The sequence below is a fragment of the Planctomycetaceae bacterium genome (assembly GCA_041398825.1).
GTDB lineage: Bacteria > Planctomycetota > Planctomycetia > Planctomycetales > Planctomycetaceae > F1-80-MAGs062.
In genome coordinates this window covers 79,405-97,770 of sequence record JAWKTX010000007.1, presented here as the reverse complement: position 1 = coordinate 97,770, position 18,366 = coordinate 79,405, and the positions used below count along the sequence as shown (strand labels likewise).

Sequence of the window (18,366 nt, the reverse complement as noted above, 5' to 3'; positions counted from 1 at the left end):
CAGCAGATAATCAGAATTCACCGACAACCTCACCGCCATTTCGTGTTCCCAGAGCGTGGTAGACTTCGATGCTGATGCTTTCGCTGATGAAGTGGACTGAGCCATCTGCCAGAATCACTTGCGCTCCGCCAACGTGCTGGCTTCGAGCCGCAAAATTCGTACAGCCAAAGTTCGGGGAAATGCAGTCGAAACGTCGATCGTTGGGCGTTCGATTGGTGCTGAACAAGTTGTTCTGTGGCGTACCTCCCAACCACACTCCGCCGAGATCAGAGGAATTCGGCGGAAATGCCTGGCAAGTGTCAATGTTATTCGCATCCGCCGCATTTCGGATGAAGATGTAATTGTCCCTCACGGAATTCACATTGAAATCGCCCTTGAGAATCTCAGCGGCCGCAATCGTATTCGAAGTGCCATCCGTGATGTCGCGAATTTTCATCCACGAATTGTGTCCGAAAACACCACTGCCGCTTTTGTCTCTGGACTGACACGTCGTCCCCTGATTCCCAAGGTAATTTGTGGGAGCCCAGTCTGAGTTATTGCGGCCGGTCGGGTCACTGGGACAGATGAAGGCCGACACGTCCGTTCCTCCCACCGCCATAAAGGCCGGGTTCTGATGCGCAGACAGCGTCAAATCAATCTGTGAAAAGTTGACCTGTTTGTAAAGAGGTGCCTGTTCGACAAAAGGCAGGAGATAAGTCAACCAGCCGAATTGATGACGATACGATGGCCCGTCGACTCCACTCTCCATGTGCCCGGCCGGAAACATTCCATGGGTATCATGATAGTTGTGCAATGCAATCCCGAGCTGCTTCAGATTGTTCTTGCACTGAGTTCGCCGAGCCGCCTCGCGCGCCTGCTGAACCGCAGGAAGCAGCAATGCGATCAGGATCGCGATAATCGCAATCACGACTAACAGTTCAATCAATGTAAATCCCAAACGCCGCGAGATCGCAATCGGGCGTTGAATGGAAGAAGTTGAAATGGAAGTCGTTGAAGAAGTTGAAGACATCTCACCCTTTAACATCAGAGTCGGATTCCCGTGATAAACCGAGTTCGGTTGTCCGCGTCACAAGCCTGCTTTGCAAGTTCATAAACTGGCCATTCAGTGTTCATGACTACCGCCATGAATGATCTCATCCTTCAGTTTGTCTGAGCATTCAGGACAGCAAACGGTGTATTGAACGCCCTGAAATTCGAAGAGATGAGTTCGCTCAACCGCCGCGATTTCTTTTGAGCAATGATCACAGTTGGCCGTCCGTCCAATTGAGGAAACCGGTTTCGCCCGAGGGTATGAATCCGCCCCTCCACAGCCGCCCGGAATGCAGAGCAACAAAGCCATCACGATCTTTACAGTAAGTCGATAGAATCTCACGTCCTGCCTGACACCCCAGAAGAGCCTGAATCTACGCAGATACACGCATTCGCTGCACCGCAACTCGCATGCCAACCCGCGTCGCATCACGAGTGCCGATCATTTCCCCCTGGTGAGAGCGAAGATCAGGAACGAAGACGCCGCATGCATTGATTCAGGCGACGAGAATTCCGTCATCGATGGCGGAAAATCCGCCACTCCCCGTCAGTTTCTATTAGAAGGCCCCCTTGTCCCAGTCCGCAAATTCACGCGTCGACGGGTGACCTCGAGTCGTTTAGTCGATGGGAGTGGTCTCGTTCAAGACCCGAAGCGCCTGAGAGCACTCAGTCCGTCTGCGAGAGCACGAAATCAGATCTGGCAGCGAATCGTTTCAGGAATCAGCGGGAACCGTCGAAAGAAAGCACGTCGTGAGGGAACGCGAGGATCCGATTTCAAATTCAGAATCCGGGCAACAGCTTGAAACGCGGGTTGCCGTGGCTGGTGGCTCGATTCGTTGCGAGAGAAGTTGCTCTTCGGCAGAATGATCGGGCTCCGGGGCGGGTGGCTGGGGAGCTGTTTCTCTCAATCCTGCGGTTTCCGTTCAGCCGCCGGAAATTGTCTCGCACTTTTCTCAGAACGCCGATAAGGTGTTCGTTGCTCGATGAATGCAGTTTTCTTGAGAGATGTGAAGGCTGGAACGGGAAGTTGACACTTCTATCAGCCATCTGAGCCGCGTAGCCGTAGCCCGAGAGGGATTTCTGCCGATCGTTCGGTGGGAAGGTCGTCAATCGCGGACTCACGGGACCAGATGAAATTGCTGGTCCGGACGTGTTGTGACAAAAGCTCATGGTTTGCGGACGAGGTCCTCGGTCATGAAATGCTGGAAGAAGTCACAACCTGGGGGACTATTGAATCCGAGAGCCTGATTTGGCAACCGGTTCGGATTCGAAACTGTGTGCGTTCGATCGAGTAAAAAGTCTGCTTTTGGCAGGCACTTTACAACTCGTTTGAATGCCCAACGCGCTCATCGTTGCGTCCCCGTGCCTGCCATTGAATTGGCAGATCCGCTGACGTTGCGAAAGGGCTGCGGGTCCACCCTCCGACAGGTCCCTCGCGACGGTTGCCATCGCTACGGACTCTGTCTGATCTCAGAAAGCAGATCCGTCTGATGTCTACCGCTGAAGTTACATTTCATTCGCTGAACCTGGCCGAAAAAGTTCAGTCTGCCGTTGATACGCGCGGCTACACCGTCCCCACCCCCATTCAGGCCCAGACCATTCCCCATTTGCTGGAAGGTCGGGATGTCCTTGGGCAGGCCAGTACTGGCACAGGCAAGACAGCCGCGTTCGCGCTGCCGCTACTTTCGCGAATCGATCTGAAAGACCGATCTACGCAGGTACTTGTGCTTTGTCCGACCCGGGAATTAGCCATTCAGGTTGCGACTTCGTTTTCAACCTACGGCGAAGACCTGCCCGGTCTGAACGTGCAGCCCATCTATGGTGGCGCGTCTTACACAAACCAGATTCGTGAACTGAAGCGAGGCTGTCAGGTTGTTGTGGGGACCCCCGGCCGTGTCATGGATCATATGCGTCGCGGCACTTTGAATCTGCAGTATGTGCGATGCCTGGTTCTTGATGAGGCGGACGAAATGCTTCGCATGGGTTTCGTCGACGACGTGAAATGGATTCTCGAACAAACACCGCCGCAAAGACAGGTGGCCTTGTTTTCTGCAACGATGCCGGATCCGATTCGGCGCATTGCGAATGAACATTTGAAGGACCCTGCAACGGTCACGATTCGTTCTGAGATGCGTGTCGCCAATACCATTCGGTCCCGTTATCTGGTGGCTCCTTTCCGGGAGAAAACCGGCGCTCTGATTCGTATTCTGGAAACAGAAAAGACGGATGGAGTGATCGTGTTCGTCAAGACGCGAGAGACTACGCTGCGAGTCGCAGACGATCTGGTGGCCAATGGTTATTCGGCCATTGCTATTAACGGCGATATCGTCCAGAAGCAGCGGGAGCATACGATTGAACAATTGAAGAACGGAAAGTTCGATATTCTGGTGGCGACAGACGTTGCTGCTCGAGGGCTGGATGTGCAGCGAATTAGTCACGTCATTAATTATGACTTGCCGCATGACTCCGAAGCCTGGATCCATCGAATCGGGCGGACCGGGCGCGCTGGACGCGAAGGCGAGGCCATTTTGTTTCTGACCCCCGGTGAACGGCGACACCTGCGAAGCCTTGAGCGATCGACACGTCAGACCATAGAAGAAATGGAATTCCCCTCTTCGCGTGCGGTGAATGAACGTCGAAAAGAAGATCTGAAAGAACGATTAAAGGCGGCCACCAGCGCTAGTCAGTTTGAAATGTTCAAACGGTTGATGTCGGAAGTACAACAGGATACCGGCATGGCGCTGGAAGACCTTGTGGCCGCAACAGCCGTGCTGATGCAGGGCGATAAGCCGTTCTTTATGAAGGATGTCAAGAAAGATCCCTATGGTGCCAGGAGCCGTGGACCATCGCACGATGTTCGCGGAGACCGTTTCGGGCAAAGCCGCGACCGAAGAGACTCTCGGGGACCAGCCAATTCCCGGGATCGATGGGAAGATCAACGCAGTCGTCCCGGACGAGATCAGCAGGGTCATCGGGACTGGCAGGAAAGCCGCAGCTCCGATAGCCGTCATGATAGCCGCGGCGCGGATCGACGTAGTCAGAACTTCGGAAGCCCCGATGATCGAAGCCTGGCGAGCCCTGGTCCGCAGACTCGGCACCACGAACGCACTGGCAACGGGGGCTATGGGAATGCTCCGCGGCACGAAACTCCGCGATCGGTTCCTGTTGAGTCCGATGTTCAGCAGCCGCTCCCAGTGATGGAGATCCCCAAATCTGTGACTCACGAGGGAGTCACAGTGCCTTCGAACCCGGTCGTGGTCACTCCGGTTGTGTCGACAACAGTTGTATCAACCGCCGTCACTGGTAAGCAGCACGTGATCAAGACCCGGGCCGATGCATCGATGTTCGATCCGCCAACGCCCGTTCAAGCCACCTCTTTCAACTCGGATCCGGCCATTCCACCATCGGATGCTGCAGTGACCGGTTCAGCTACTCCGCCACCCGTCGGCGATTCGTTTGCGACAAGAGACTTCCGCCGTCCGCCAGTAGAGACTGGACCTGCATCCGACCGTGGCGATCGCCGTACCGCCCCGCGCGGGGATCGATCGTTCTCGGACGAACGGCCGGCACGCGGTGGCAGACCATCCCGTGAAGACCGGAATCCGCGCGGCGAACGACCATTCCGTTCAGAACGACCTGGTCGCGATGACCAGCGACGAGCACCAGGCGGACGGCGAGGCGGTCCGGAAAAAGGAATGGAAACGTTCCGGCTGGAGGTTGGTCATGAGCATGGCGTACAGCCGGGAAACATTGTCGGAGCGATCGCGAATGAAGCCGGCATTGATTCTCGAAACATCGGCAGGATCAATATTCAGGATGATCACTGTTATGTCGATCTGCCCGTCGGCATGCCGCCGGAAATCTTCCGCGGACTGAAAGACGTCATCGTGATGGGCCGACATCTTCGCATCACTCGATCCGATAGTCCGTCTCCTTCCGATTCCTATCGCTCCGGAGGATCAGGTTCTCGTGGACAGCGTCCAGGCGGCGATCAGCGAAATCATGGTGGACATCGGAGTGGCCCACCGCGCCGCGATGGCGAGGGAGGTGGATTCCGAGGGCGTGGTCAGGGTGATCGAGAGCAGCGGTCGTTCCGACCTGCCGATCGGGGTGGAAGGGCTGACGGCGGTCGTCCGGAAGGTGGCCGCTCAGAAGGCCGTCCGGGACGAGATGCTGGTGGATTTCGGGGTGGCAAGGGCCCACGTGGCAATAAGTTCCGTAAGTAGAAGCTGATATAATTCGGGGCTCCCGGAGGCAACTGCGATGGCGGGTAATTCGCACCAACCGGATTCGGCTGCGACAGATCCCTACCGGGCTCCCCTGTCGGAAATCCAGTCTGCAAAGCTGTCGATGATCCAGCGAACGATGGCAGTCGTCATTGGCGTGATCGTTATGATCTCGTCAATGGCGACATTGCTGGCGTTCCTGTTTGGAATCATCGTCGCAGTGGGTGGTGTCAATCAGCCGGGTCAGGTTGATCCCTGGGATGTTATCACACACAGCGGAATGGGCCGATGGATTCTGATCGGTGGCGGTTCACTGACGGTTATCGTATCGGTGTTACTTGGGTATTTCGGCTGGCGGAAGATGCTGCTTGCCTGGCAGAAACAGGCGGGGCTGGACGATCGTCGCCGCCAGTTGACACAGTCCGTGGAATCGTTTCGTGAGGAACGGGGGTTCGGTAAAACGCGGTCGCCAGGATCTGCAGCGGATTAATGTCCGGACCAGCCGCGCGCTTGCCGCAGCGCCTTGCCTTCACCGACAGCTCAATCTGTCATCCGCGATTCACGCTTAGCTTATTAGCTGTCCGTTGAACAACCGGGACAGGCCCAAAGGGCGAATGTAAACGATCGTGTTTTGAGGTCTCCTGGTCGAGCCAGTCCCGTTTTCAAAAGGCTGTTAGCTCCTTCAGTGGTCCAACACCTGCTGTGGTAATCATCTTCAGAGGAAACTTTGTCAACACTTCACGGATCTCTTTGACAGTGATGGACCGGATTGTCTGAAGGTCTTCTTCAACAGATCGGTAATGATTTCTGTAGACCCAGTTGTTGCCCAGTGACGAGAGTCGCCCCATCGGCCGTTCGCCTCGCAGTACAATCCGTGAAGCAACTTTGTTTCTCGCCTGCTCAAGTTCTTCCGCGGTAATTCCATCGCGGCTGACTTCATCGAAGATGCGTTTCATCGCTGCCAGATTCTGCTCTACCTGTTCCGGCTGGCAGCTGAGATACGTCATCCATGTACCTGCGCCGTCATATTCGCTGTAGCCAATATCCGCAGCTTCAGCGTGTCCGGGATCGACAAGATCCCAGAACAATCGACTTCCGCTGTCGTCCCCAACGACGACCGCCAGTAGTTCGGCGGCAAATCGCAGCGGGTCATCCGATCGTGGGCCTTCTCCCATTTGCATGATGTGTTGCTGCACGCTTCCTTCACGATAGACCATTTGCGTCGATGGTTTTGCTTCGACGGGAAGCAGGATGCGATTTGCATGCCCCGCAGGAATGCTGCTGCAGTAGCGTTCTGCCAGTTGAACTGCATGTTCGAAATCACATCGTCCGGCAATGGCAAGGGTAATATTTCCTGCGTGATAGTGATTGCGATGATACTCCCGCATCTGCTCGGCAGTTAATGCCGTAATACTTTCGTTGGTCCCCAGAATACTTTGTCCAAGGGGATGACCAGCGAAATGCGTCGACATGATGGTGTCGTAGCAGGTAAATGAAGGCTGGTCTTCGTACATTCCGATTTCTTCAAGAATGACGTTCTTTTCCATGTCGAAGTCATCCTGCCGCAGCGAGGGCATCATCAACGCAGAAAGCAGATCCATTGCCGATTCCAGGTATTCAGGCAAAACGGCTGCGTAATACATGGTGATCTCTTCGCTTGTTGACGCGTTGTACTTGGCTCCGATCTCGTCGAAGACTCTGTTCACGTCGTCCGCCGTGAATTTTTCATTGCCCTTGAATGCCATGTGCTCAAGGAAATGGCTGACACCCGATACCGCAGCAGTTTCATCGCGGGATCCTGTTCGAACAAAAAAACCAGCGGCGACGCTGTGAACAGTCTGGTTGGTCTCACCAATGATCCGCAGTCCGTTGGACAGCGTGTGTTCCTGGAATTTCATGCGATCGTTCGATTTGAGGGGAAATGCGATTGCCGACGACAGGTCCGGCGTTCAGGGGAACTGTAGCGACTTCAATGCGACGATGCATTCCTGCCAAAGCTGCATCAAAACCTGAATCTGTGAAGCACTCATGCTGGTGCATCCTGTCGTACCCCGGGTGATTCAGGAAAACGGAAAGAGCCGCTCTTAGAGGAGAGCGGCTCAGGCAAAGACTACTGTTTCTTGTGGCACCGTTTGCAGCGAACGCGAATGCCGATGAGAACTCCACATTTGGCACAGCGTTTCAGTTTCTTCGCAATCTTGGCCTTTGTCCGCGGACGGAATACCATAAATGGCTCCTGAAGGTGTCCTGAATACCGGGTCTGCAGTGATCAGTGATCGCTGCTCACGGCGCGGGAAATCTATCCATCGGCCCCGGGACGCACAACTCAGAATTCCATGTTCTTCAATCGATTGAAGCCGGCAGCACAAGGACAGTCATTCCGCGTACAAAAGCTCTGGACAACGCACGTGGCCAGGTTCTGTTTGCCCATAAAATCATTGCGGGCTCTTGCGCGACAGTGAAATCCGTTTTCTGGCGACATCGACTTCCAGAACGGTCACTTTCACAATGTCTCCCACGGCGACTTCTTCTGAAGGATCATTAATAAAGCGGTCGGCCAGCTGAGAGATATGGATGAGTCCATCCTGATGAACTCCGATATCCACAAAAGCCCCAAAGCGTGTGACGTTTGTAACCACACCTTCCAGCTTCATCCCCGGGGTCAGGTCGCTGATTTCGTGTGCGGACTCCGAGAATTTCACAGTCCTGAATTCGCTGCGCGGGTCGCGCCCGGGACGCGCCAGTTCATCAAGGACATCGCGTACTGTGAATTCACCTGATTCGCTGGTAACAAAGTCTGAAGCTTTCAGTCGCTGGGCCAGACTTTCATTGCCAACAAGTGACTGGACATCTACCTGTAGAGTGGCTGCCATTTTCTGAACCAGCGGATATTGTTCGGGGTGCACGGCCGAATTATCAAGTGGCTGTTTTCCATCACGGATTCTCAGAAAACCTGCCGCCTGAGTAAATGCTTTCTGTCCCAGTCTTGGCACCTTCAGCAACTGCTGACGGGAGTCAAATCTTCCATTGGTGTCGCGGTACTCCACAATGCGTCGTGCCAGAGTGGTTCCGATACCGGCAACATAAGACAGCAGCGAAGGACTGGCAGTGTTGACGTCAACGCCAACACTGTTGACGCACGATTCAACCTGACGATCCAGGGCCTTCTTTAATTCCGTCTGATTGACGTCGTGTTGATATTGTCCGACACCTATCGACTGCGGGTCGATTTTCACCAGTTCCGCGAGCGGATCCTGCAGTCGATGCGCGATACTGATCGCGCCACGAATCGTGACATCGAGGTCAGGATATTCTTCGATGGCTGCCTGGCTGGCAGAGTAAATGGAAGCACCGGACTCATTGACCATGACTCGGGTGATCTGCAGATCATGCTCTCGAATCAGATTTGTGACGAAGGCGTCTGTTTCCCGCGACGCTGTTCCGTTCCCAATTGCGATCAGCGTGACTCCGTAGTCTCTGATCAGTTTCAGAAGCGTCTTTCCGGCGCCTTCCAGGTCACTTCTGGGGGGAGTCGGATAGATCGCCGTGGAAGTCAGGTATTTCCCTGTTGCATCAACAACAGCCACTTTGCATCCGGTTCGAAATCCGGGGTCAAGACCGATAGTGACCTGTGGTCCTGCTGGAGCTGCCAGCAGCAATTCCCGCAGATTACGAGCAAAGACTTCGATTGCATCCGCATCCGCCTTTTCTTTTAGTTTCTGCATGACGGCAGACTCTGTCGCGGGATGCAGCAGACGTTTGTAGCAGTCATCGACTGTTTGCTCGAGAATCGCACGAAACTCGAATGATGGGTTGTGAAGAAACTGTTGCCGCAATTTGCGGGTCGCCTGATCATCATCCATCACGAGGCCGACTTTCAGGACGCCTTCATCGACCCCACGCTGCATTGCCAGAAATCGATGCGAAGGCATGCGTGATATCCGTTCGCGACTGTCAAAGTACATTTCGAATTTGCTGCCGTCCTCTGCCTTTCCGCGTTTCACGCTGCAGGCCAGTTCGGAACGTTCAGCCTGTTCTAACAACTGCCTGCGCGCGTTGACATCCTCGGACCAGGTTTCGGCAACAATGTCGCATGCTCCCTGAAGAGCGGCCGTTTCGTCGGCCACTTCCTTCGACGGATCCACAAATGCGTGAAGCAATTCCGTTCCGGGCTTCGAGAGTTTGCCCTGTGAAAGCAGGATGTCTGCCAGCGGCTGGAGACCTCGTTCTCGGGCAATGGTGGCTCGCGTACGTTTTCTGGGCTTAAAGGGAAGGTAAAGATCTTCAAGTGTCTTCCGGTCGCTGCATTCCACGATCTGATTTCGCAGGGATTCTGTGAGTTGTCCCTGCTCGCCGATCGTCTTCAAAATTGTGTCCTTGCGGTCTGCCAGGTCGCGAGCCTTTGCCAGAGCATCCTCAATGGCTCGCAATTGTGTTTCGTCAAGACCTTTGGTGACCTCCTTGCGATAGCGAGCGATGAATGGAATGGTGTTTCCTTCGTCCAGCAACGCGACCGTGTTTTCAATCTGGGCCGTCTGCAGATTCAGTTCTTTTGCCAGCTGCTGACAGAATCGCGTGACATTGAAAAGCAATGAAGCGGACGAGTTTTCGTCAGATGCCATAGAAACAGGTTCTTTTGTGGAATGTGGTCCGGGCCAATTCGTACGTCTGGCAACCGTCGGTCAGCGGGCGCTGGTAAAACCAGAATCAAAAACAACCGTTATGCAATGGGATGTTACGAATTCAGTTGTTGCTGAGCCCAGGCAGCCAAAGCCTGCTGAACATCTTTCATCATGCTGTCTCCGACACCTTTTGCCTGATTCAGATCGGTGCCAGGGTTCAGTTCAGACTGGCAGAAGAAATAAAACTTGATCTTGGGTTCCGTACCGGACGGTCGCCCGGCAATCTGGATGCGAACCGGGCTTTGCGGATCAGACTTATAAATCAGCAAATCGCCTCGTGGCTGTTTGATGCTTCCCAGCGATTCGCCCGATGGGATTGCCGTCCGAGTTCCGGTTTTGTAGTCAGTGACTTCCACAAACCGCACAGGCCCGAATTGCGCCGGAGGATTTTCACGTAGAGTCGCCATCAGGTTGTCAATTTTTGCCTTGCCGCTGGGGCCTTCGCAGTAGATCGACTTCTGGCCTTCACAGTGATAGCCACATGTTTCGTGCAACGAGTCCAGCTGATCCAGCAGCGTCAGACCCTGAGCGCTGAGTTCGGCCGCCAGTTCAAGGATGTAGAGTGCGCAAACGGCAGCATCCTTGTCACGGCAGTAATCGCCCGCGAGAAAGCCGATGGATTCTTCTGTGCCAAAGACAAAGTGTTCAGTCCCCTGTTCCTCCATTGTCTGAGCGATGTATTTGAATCCTACCAGCAGTTCATGAAATGCCCGGCCGCCGTGATGTTCGGCGACAGCTTTTGTTAGAGGTGTTGTGACGAGCGTCTCAACGACGTAATCGAGCGGCGAGAATCGGCCGTCTTCTTTTCTCTTTCGAAAAAGAAAGTCGGTGATCAGAGCGCCAACCTGATTACCACTCAATGAAGTGAAGCCACCGGATGGATTTCGGACCATGACACCCAGACGGTCGGCGTCGGGGTCCGAAGCGAGGATCAAATCGGCCGGGTGACTGGTCTCACGAATCCAGTCAATGACCGGGTTAAAGACCTCGAGGTTCTCCGGGTTTGGCAGATGCTTTGGGACGTTTGGGAAATCGCCGTTGGCTTCGCGATGCGGTTCAAATATGTCGACACTAGTGAAACCGGCTTTTCTGATGACCGCGTAAACCGAGGTTTCACCAACACCATGCAGTGGAGTAAAGACAGCAGAGATATTTCGGTTGGTTGTTTCTGAAAGTCGGACGACACAGTTCGTGTAAGCGTCGTCAATTTCCTTTCCAATGGTGACAATTCGGCCGTCTGCTGCAGCCGTATCGAAGTCGACCGTGGGAATGACATCGGCTCGTTCGACTTCCGCAATAATCCCCTTGTCGTGTGGCGGAATCACTTGTCCGCCGTTATTCCAGTAAGCCTTGAATCCATTATCAGCTGGCGGGTTGTGTGACGCAGAGATCATGACACCGATGTTGCATTCCAGATGTCGCACTGCGAATGACAACGCGGGAGTGGATCGATGACTTTCAAAGAGATAGACCTTCAGACCGTGTGCAGCAAAAGTGCAGGCGGTGATTCTGGCGAAATGCGAGGAGTTATTACGTGTGTCATGGGCGATGACGGCGGAACCGCCACTGGTGACACCTGTCGAACGAAGATAGACCGCCATTCCGTGTGCAGATTCCGCAATCGTGCGATCGTTAATTGTGGCTGGTCCCATTTCACCCATTGGGCCGCGTCGTCCGCCAGTTCCGAAAGGGATTGATGTCCAGAACATGGCGTCAAGCACGTCCCATTGCTCGGCGTCGATCAGTTCAAGGATCCTTGGGCGGTAGGGTGACACGCAATCTCTGGCGAGCCATTCTGTCAGATTGCGAGGCGAATCTGCCGTAAGTTTTCCTTCGGCGGCGGCGGCCTGAATGCGGGCTTGAGAATCAGCAGGCATGATCGAACTCTGGCTTCAGGAGACAGGAACCCTGGTGGCCCCGGGAATTGAGAATTGCGGAACGGACGAGGTCAGGTTGCGTAGGCTAATGAGTTACGGCTCAGCGGCAAGGCGATGTAAGGTGTTCGACCGTTGAATTCTGAGCCCGCCGGAAGATCGCGGCCAACTCATGGAAAAGCGTTAATCTCCGGTTTGAACCGATTGACTTCGCCTTTTTGATTGAGCAATATAGCCACGGTCTCATCCGTAAGGGAGTGGATTGGGACAAGGGCTGGTCATACGGCCCCGGTGTTTGTCGGCGATCTCTGCTGATGATCACGAATGGATTCAAACTCAACCCGTCCTGAATCATTCCCTCGCGTCCGCGAGTTTCCTGATCTGCCAACTCTTCCCCCTTTTCAAAATACACATCTTTTGTCCCCCGGTCTTCAACGTTCGATTGATGTTCCAGTCCCGGTCATAGGCATCCTGGGTGGTATCGGATCCGGCAAATCTTCCGTTGCTCGGGAGGTGACCCGTTTTCGGCTGCTTTTCATTGATGCGGACCGGATTGGTCACACGTTGCTCAACAGAGAAGACATTGCAGAGAAGATTCGCCGGACATTTGGTAATTCCGTATTTTCCGAAGATGGAACCGTAAACCGAGCTGCTCTTGCCGAACAGGTTTTCGGGCAGACTGCCAAACACCATTCCTCGCTGACATCCCTGAATCAAATTATTCACCCGGCAATCCATCTGGAGACCCGCAAGCAAATATTAACGGCCCCACAGGATGTGGACGCTATCATCTGGGATGCGGCCCTGCTGCTGGAAGCCGGCTGGGCGCATGATTGTGATGCTCTGATTTTTGTTGATACGCCACTGGCAATTCGTCAGAAACGTGTGGCGGAAAACCGAGGCTGGTCGTCTGAGGAACTTGCCCGTCGGGAAGCGAATCAGTTGCCTGTCGATCAGAAACGTTCAGCTGCGAAGTACATCATCGATAATTCAGGAAGTCTGGCGGATGCGGCCCGGCAAATGACAGATGTCCTGGATTCCATTCTGAAGTCTTTCAGGAAATAAACCTCACCATTGCACGCGAACCCATCGGCATTCGCTCTGAAGTTCGCCTGCAGAAGCCTTTCTCTGCCTTCCGTTTACCTTTCTGTAATCTACCCGGAGGCCCGTTGCGGCCATGACACGAACACCACGCCCTGAAGAAAGTCGAACCTCCGCCGCGCGGATGGTCCGTCGCCCGGACACTCGACACGAAGCTCCCGACACACGGACCGATGGCTCCCCGGATTTTGGTGCCAATGTCCCGATGCCCGAAAAATCGGTTTCCGAGACTTTCTCTCCGTCGAAGGCCGCAGACGTCAACATTGCTGATCTCCAGCGAATGTCGATGAAAGAACTGCTGCAGATTGCAGAGAGTGAGCAGCTGAGCGAATACCATGGCATGAAGAAACAGGATCTGATTTTCAAGATTCTGAAAGAACGCACACGGATGAGCGGCCTCATGTTTGGTGAAGGCACGCTGGAAATCCTTCCGGATGGCTTTGGCTTTCTTCGCAGTCCCGATTATCACTACCTGCCATGTCCTGATGATATTTATGTCAGTCCAAGCCAGATTCGCCGGTTTGGACTTCGGACGGGTGCCACCGTCGCCGGGCAGATTCGACCTCCTAAAGAGAACGAAAGATACTTTGCCCTCCTGCGCGTGGAAGCAGTCAACGGCCACGACCCAAACCTGCTGCCGGGCAAAGTTTTCTTTGATGACCTGACGCCACTGCATCCGGAAAAGCGACTGCGACTGGCCGACAACGCCGAATTCATCAGCACCCGGGTTGTGGATCTGGTGGCGCCGATCGGTCTGGGACAGCGGGGGCTGATTGTTTCACCGCCTCGTGCCGGCAAAACAGTCCTGCTGCAGCAGATGGCAAAATCTGTGCTGCACAATCATCCGGACGCATACGTCATCGTGTTGCTGATCGATGAACGCCCCGAAGAAGTCACCGACATGGAGCGACGACTGAAAGGTGACAATTGCGAAGTCGTGAGCAGCACTTTCGATGAACCACCGTCTCGACATATCCAGGTTTCCGAGATGGTAATCGAAAAGGCAAAGCGGATGGTGGAATACGGCCACGACGTCATTATCTTTCTGGATTCGATTACTCGACTGGCCCGGGCATGGAATACGGAGACACCCAATTCCGGCAAGATCCTGTCGGGTGGAGTCGACGCCAATGCTCTCCAGCATCCAAAGCGTTTTTTTGGGTCTGCTCGCTGTGTTGAAGAGGGCGGAAGCCTGACCATTATCGCCACCGCGCTGGTGGATACCGGCAGTCGCATGGACGAGGTGATCTTCGAAGAATTCAAAGGAACAGGAAACACCGAACTTCACCTGGATCGGCGGCTTGTCGAACGACGTATCTGGCCGGCGATCGACGTGAATCGATCGGGAACCCGCCGGGAAGAATTGCTGATGAATGAAGACGAGCTCAAACTCGTCTGGGTGCTGCGTCGCGTTCTCAGTGATATGAATTCCATTGAAGCAATGGAGTTACTGGTGAATCGACTTTCGAGAACGAAGTCCAACGAAGAGTTTCTCCTGTCAATGAATCTGACCTGACAACGCATTCTTCCGGTTCCGTGTCGAAGTTCCTCCAAAAGCAACGACCCTGTACCCACCGTTGAGCCATCTGCGTATCCTGCCCATACGACTCCCAGCAAAACGTTCTACCAACGAGCCTTCATTCCAATGCCAAACGTCATCCACAATGAACTTAACGCACGTGATATCCGCTTCGCCATTGTTGTCTCGCGCTTTAATGATCTGATTACGAACCGGCTTGTGGAAGGGGCGTGTAGTATCATTACTCGCCTTGGCGGTTCCGACAGCAATATCGACGTGGCATGGGTCCCCGGTTCATTTGAGATTCCACTTGCGGCATCCACAATGGCGGGATCCGGGAAATATGATGCAGTCATCTGTCTGGGGGCCGTGATCCAGGGTTCGACATCTCATCACGAATACATCAACAGCCAGGTGGCAGCCGGGATTATGGCAGTGACTCGCGAAACGGGTATTCCCGTGACATTCGGTGTGATTACCTGTGAATCAATGGAGCAAGCTCTCGATAGAGCCGGCGGGAAAGTTGGTAACAAAGGAATCGAAGCTGCCACGGCAGCGATCGAAATGGTCAACCTGCTGAAAACAATCAATCAACCCGATCCACGAGGCTAGTTCTCGTTGCCGCAATGACGCAAAGATCTGATACTTTGCGTCAGTCCGTTTCTTCTGTCGAAGAAGAATTCCATTGCAGTGTTTGTCTCAGTCTTTCACTCAGAAAATCCTTTAAAACGATGTCCGGTCGATCCAGTGCACGCAGGCATGTCTTACAAATGCTCTTTCTTGTTGATCAGAACAAGGAAGCAGATCCTCGCCGGATTCAAAGGTATTTGGAAGATGAGTTGAAGAACGTCGATCTGGTTGAATTTGCATGGGCATTGTTTCGCGGAGTTCGCGAAAATCAGGCTGAGTTGGACGAGCTCATTCGAAAGACTGCCTCAAATTGGCGGCTCGAACGCATGGCCGTGACAGACCGCAATGTTATCCGGTTAGGCGCCTATGAAATGCGGCACTACGGGACCGCTCCCGCAATTGTGCTGAACGAAGCCATCGAAATCGCTCGCGAATTTGGCACCGAAAATTCCGCCAGTTTCGTCAATGGGGTTCTCGACAAGCTTGTCCCGGATGCCGCTCGTTCTGATGCGAAAACGGCTCAGTGATAAAAATTGTCGTGCCCAGCTGTCAGGGTCATTCAGACGCGTTTGACATTTGGTGTGTTTCAGACAGGAATTTGCCACAAACACCTGTCAGCATGGATTAGTCCCCTGATATTTGCTCGATCTGTCGGCTGCGCAACTGGTCGAAGTACGCGATAGCTGCAATGCCTCAGGGAAATGCCCATCGAGGATCCAGTGACGGTTGCCATGAGGCGTGATGTACCGCGATTGGTCCGCGTCAGAATCATTATGGCAAGGCTGGCGATTGCTCCGGACAGGCCAGCCAGTTGCTCTGGAATGCGATCCGGAATGCGGATCACTTTCCCGCGTCGAACGAAACGCGTTGTCGAACCGCTCAGGGCGCAGATTTCCGGCAGACACCTCCCGATTGATCAGCGGAGATTGCAAAATGAAGCCGCGCGGAGTTCTGCAGTCGTTTCGCTCCGGATTGAGCACAGAATCCGACACGGAATCCGGATTCAGCACCGCACGATCAGACGTCACGAGCCGCCTCCAGTAGTTTGATCCAAGGACCTATGTAGTGGCCGTTGTCGTGAAATGTTCGGCCGCTCACCAGGTTACCGTCAATCACGCACGGTTCGTTCACGAAGATTCCGCCACAAACTTCAAGGTCGAACTGACACTTCGCCACCGTTGCCATCCGCCTGCCGCGAACACAGTTTGCATACGCTGGAATCTCTACACCGTGGCAAACACTGGCGATTGGCTTGTTTGTCTCGAAGAAATGACGGGTGACTCGCACAAGGTTCTCGTCGTATCGAATGTACTCTGGCGCGCGTCCACCACTGAACAGAATTCCTGCATAGTCTTCCTCGACAATATCAGCGAACGCAATGTCTGCTTCCAGAGTGTAACCCTCCCACTCTTTTGTAATCGTCCACCCGGGTTTCACCTCGTGCAGGACCATCTGGTAGCGACGCTTCTCCGGGGCCGCAACAATTGGCTGGAACCCAGCCTCAATAAGCCGGTAGTAGGGGTACATCGTGTCGAGCGTTTCTGTTGCGTCGCCGATTACGATCAGGACCTTGTTAGCAGACATGAAGTTGACCTTAGGAAATGTTATGGGAATCGTCACCGTCACGATTCTAGCTGTTTTCTGCCGGGTGAGCCACACGCTGCGCTGGATGCACAATCTCATGATTGAAGCCGTCGATCAACACGGTGCGATAATCCCGATTTGAGTTATGGCGATGTGTATTCCCTTACTTAATACGTTTCGGTTTAGGGCGATTTGATTATGTCGCTCGGCAGGGGTTGCTATTTATTGCCATATGGGTGAACGAGGGCCGGGCCGATTGACTAAATAATAGTTCGCTATCGACCGGGTTCATGCGCTGGGGCCAATTCCACCCGGCAACAGCAATCGGGAATCAGAGAAATCCTGTCCGGGTTTGCGATGCCACTGCGATGTACAGGGGGCAGCGGCCAAACCCGGTTGCAACGCTTCCAGGTAGCGTCTCCGGTCTCGATCTAATTCTGAAGACATATAAGTGTCAGGTGGAACAGATGTTTGATATCAAGTCATTCCTGAATTGCTCAGCAGTGCGAACTCGTCGAACGAAGTGGAATGTCGTGGAGTCGATGGAACAGCGATGTCTCTTGACGACCCTTGGAGATCCGCCAGTGATTAGCTGCAATTACTTCAATTCAGAGTATGCAGAAGGGGTCGTTACGAATGTGGAAACGGGAAACGTCATCACAGTAACAGCCGACATCGACAACGATGGGACGGTTGATGAAACGCTGGAGACCATATTTGACAGTACGGAAGGCATATTTCGGTGGAGTATTGAAGGCCTGGCGGCTCGAGGTGATGTTGTCGCGGGTTTTGATATTGCCTTCCTGCCTGTGGAAACCGCAGAAACGGGGGGAGCTGATCCTGAAGCAGGAAGCTCTCAATCGGGCACGCCGGTGGTGGTTCATATTCAGGCTTCGATTCCGTCACCCGTGTTGACCTGGGGATCAGCTACGGAATCTCTAGCGTGGGGTGAATTCACCGACGAGGCGATGAATTCTACGGCCAGCTACTTCGCAGAAATCGCAGTCGACAGTGAAGAGAATGGTTTTGTCGCCTGGCAAACGGAAGTTGATTCCGGAGGTGGGGGGTTCTTTGCGGACCGTTTGAGTGCTCCAGAGTCGGAAACCGGTGTCTTATTTATTCGACTTCGGAAGATGGAGAACGGGTTAGTTGCATACAGCAACGTGATTCGGTGTGAGATTATGACACCGGAAGAGCCGGGTACAGGCGAGGGCGATTTCGGGGATGGTGGGCAGTCAGCTGGTATGGGGTTCAGTGGAGAGATACTCGGCGATATTGACTCGTTGTTTGGTCATTCTGGTGACGACGACTTGTTGGGAATGCTGATCCCGGTCGGCTGATCCCGGTCGGCGGAAAAAAGGATTTAGAGTGGAGCCCTGCAACGATGGCAGGGCTTTTTTTCTTTTGGGGATATCCGCTAGACTCACCACATCAATTCGATTTGAGGTGGCCAATGATCAGTGTGACAATTCTCCTGGAAGCTCAACTGCGAATTCAGGCGGGACAATCAGAGGTTTGCCTGGAGATCTCTGAAGTGCAGCCCAATCTCGCCAGTGCTATCAAGCTGCTTCAGGAACGCTACCCGGCACTCAAGCTTCGAAATGTCCTGGCGTTCCGAAATAATCAGCCAGTTGGTAGCAGCGGAGACGCAACTGAGCTGGCTCATGGAGATACGCTTCTGCTGATGCCCCCGATTTCGGGCGGTTAGCCCGGCGTATTTA

13 protein-coding genes are annotated in these 18,366 nt (G+C 53.9%); 8 read left to right on the top strand and 5 right to left on the bottom strand.

Translation table 11 applies throughout. From position 1 onward, the window contains the following. Positions 1–10: 10 nt before the first annotated feature. Entirely contained in the window at positions 11–1,024 is a 1,014-nt protein-coding gene (locus R3C20_13975; GenBank protein MEZ6041609.1) for a DUF1559 domain-containing protein, read from the bottom strand. Positions 1,025–2,519: 1,495 nt separating this feature from the next. Here R3C20_13975 and R3C20_13970 point away from each other — a divergent pair. Both R3C20_13970 and R3C20_13965 read left to right on the top strand, forming a co-directional pair. Then, entirely contained in the window at positions 2,520–5,255 is a 2,736-nt protein-coding gene (locus R3C20_13970; protein ID MEZ6041608.1) for a DEAD/DEAH box helicase, read from the top strand. 37 nt (positions 5,256–5,292) lie between these two features. After that, positions 5,293–5,745: a hypothetical protein gene (locus R3C20_13965; GenBank protein MEZ6041607.1), complete on the top strand. Its 453-nt coding sequence runs from the start codon at positions 5,293–5,295 to the stop codon at positions 5,743–5,745. Between the two features lie 172 nt (positions 5,746–5,917). Here R3C20_13965 and R3C20_13960 read toward each other — a convergent pair whose 3' ends face one another. The 3 genes from R3C20_13960 to R3C20_13950 form a co-directional block, all read right to left on the bottom strand. Next, positions 5,918–7,153, bottom strand: coding sequence for a pitrilysin family protein (locus R3C20_13960; protein ID MEZ6041606.1), 1,236 nt, complete (start codon positions 7,151–7,153; stop codon positions 5,918–5,920). 537 nt (positions 7,154–7,690) lie between these two features. Beyond that, positions 7,691–9,877 carry a Tex family protein gene (locus R3C20_13955; protein MEZ6041605.1) on the bottom strand — a complete coding sequence of 729 codons (2,187 nt, stop codon included), beginning with the start codon at positions 9,875–9,877 and terminating at the stop codon, positions 7,691–7,693. Positions 9,878–9,990: 113 nt separating this feature from the next. Beyond that, on the bottom strand, positions 9,991–11,814 hold the full coding sequence (locus R3C20_13950) for a phospho-sugar mutase (GenBank protein ID MEZ6041604.1): 1,824 nt from the start codon (positions 11,812–11,814) through the stop codon (positions 9,991–9,993). 321 nt (positions 11,815–12,135) lie between these two features. Between R3C20_13950 and coaE the strand changes: the two genes are divergently transcribed. The 4 genes from coaE (at position 12,136) to nusB (ending at position 15,588) form a co-directional block, all read left to right on the top strand. Then, positions 12,136–12,876, top strand: coding sequence for a dephospho-CoA kinase (coaE, locus tag R3C20_13945; protein MEZ6041603.1), 741 nt, complete (start codon positions 12,136–12,138; stop codon positions 12,874–12,876). Between the two features lie 241 nt (positions 12,877–13,117). After that, the gene (gene rho, locus R3C20_13940; GenBank protein ID MEZ6041602.1) at positions 13,118–14,428 is read left to right on the top strand and encodes a transcription termination factor Rho; all 1,311 of its coding nucleotides are present in this window, start codon (positions 13,118–13,120) and stop codon (positions 14,426–14,428) included. 129 nt (positions 14,429–14,557) lie between these two features. Continuing rightward, positions 14,558–15,043 (top strand): 6,7-dimethyl-8-ribityllumazine synthase, encoded by a 486-nt coding sequence (ribH, locus tag R3C20_13935; GenBank protein ID MEZ6041601.1) that lies wholly within the window; start codon positions 14,558–14,560, stop codon positions 15,041–15,043. Positions 15,044–15,162: 119 nt separating this feature from the next. After that, positions 15,163–15,588, top strand: coding sequence for a transcription antitermination factor NusB (gene nusB / locus R3C20_13930; protein MEZ6041600.1), 426 nt, complete (start codon positions 15,163–15,165; stop codon positions 15,586–15,588). 490 nt (positions 15,589–16,078) lie between these two features. Here nusB and R3C20_13925 read toward each other — a convergent pair whose 3' ends face one another. Then, positions 16,079–16,645 carry a DJ-1/PfpI family protein gene (locus R3C20_13925; protein ID MEZ6041599.1) on the bottom strand — a complete coding sequence of 189 codons (567 nt, stop codon included), beginning with the start codon at positions 16,643–16,645 and terminating at the stop codon, positions 16,079–16,081. Positions 16,646–17,112: 467 nt separating this feature from the next. Between R3C20_13925 and R3C20_13920 the strand changes: the two genes are divergently transcribed. Both R3C20_13920 and R3C20_13915 read left to right on the top strand, forming a co-directional pair. Continuing rightward, positions 17,113–17,985, top strand: a complete 873-nt coding sequence (locus tag R3C20_13920) for a hypothetical protein (GenBank protein MEZ6041598.1) — start codon at positions 17,113–17,115, stop codon at positions 17,983–17,985. Between the two features lie 113 nt (positions 17,986–18,098). Beyond that, entirely contained in the window at positions 18,099–18,353 is a 255-nt protein-coding gene (locus R3C20_13915) for a MoaD/ThiS family protein (protein ID MEZ6041597.1), read from the top strand. Positions 18,354–18,366: the final 13 nt, after the last annotated feature.

Excerpts from the sequence above, each read along its gene's own strand:
- R3C20_13950 (MEZ6041604.1), bottom strand. The coding sequence starts at position 11,814 with ATGCCTGCTGATTCTCAAGCCCGCATTCAGGCCGCCGCCGCCGAAGGA.
- R3C20_13915 (MEZ6041597.1), top strand. The coding sequence starts at position 18,099 with ATGATCAGTGTGACAATTCTCCTGGAAGCTCAACTGCGAATTCAGGCG.
- R3C20_13920 (MEZ6041598.1), top strand. The coding sequence starts at position 17,113 with ATGTTTGATATCAAGTCATTCCTGAATTGCTCAGCAGTGCGAACTCGT.
- ribH (MEZ6041601.1), top strand. The coding sequence starts at position 14,558 with ATGCCAAACGTCATCCACAATGAACTTAACGCACGTGATATCCGCTTC.
- R3C20_13975 (MEZ6041609.1), bottom strand. The coding sequence starts at position 1,024 with ATGTTAAAGGGTGAGATGTCTTCAACTTCTTCAACGACTTCCATTTCA.
- R3C20_13925 (MEZ6041599.1), bottom strand. The coding sequence starts at position 16,645 with ATGTCTGCTAACAAGGTCCTGATCGTAATCGGCGACGCAACAGAAACG.
- coaE (MEZ6041603.1), top strand. The coding sequence starts at position 12,136 with ATGGATTCAAACTCAACCCGTCCTGAATCATTCCCTCGCGTCCGCGAG.
- R3C20_13965 (MEZ6041607.1), top strand. The coding sequence starts at position 5,293 with ATGGCGGGTAATTCGCACCAACCGGATTCGGCTGCGACAGATCCCTAC.
- nusB (MEZ6041600.1), top strand. The coding sequence starts at position 15,163 with ATGTCCGGTCGATCCAGTGCACGCAGGCATGTCTTACAAATGCTCTTT.
- R3C20_13960 (MEZ6041606.1), bottom strand. The coding sequence starts at position 7,153 with ATGAAATTCCAGGAACACACGCTGTCCAACGGACTGCGGATCATTGGT.
- R3C20_13955 (MEZ6041605.1), bottom strand. The coding sequence starts at position 9,877 with ATGGCATCTGACGAAAACTCGTCCGCTTCATTGCTTTTCAATGTCACG.
- rho (MEZ6041602.1), top strand. The coding sequence starts at position 13,118 with ATGCCCGAAAAATCGGTTTCCGAGACTTTCTCTCCGTCGAAGGCCGCA.
- R3C20_13970 (MEZ6041608.1), top strand. The coding sequence starts at position 2,520 with ATGTCTACCGCTGAAGTTACATTTCATTCGCTGAACCTGGCCGAAAAA.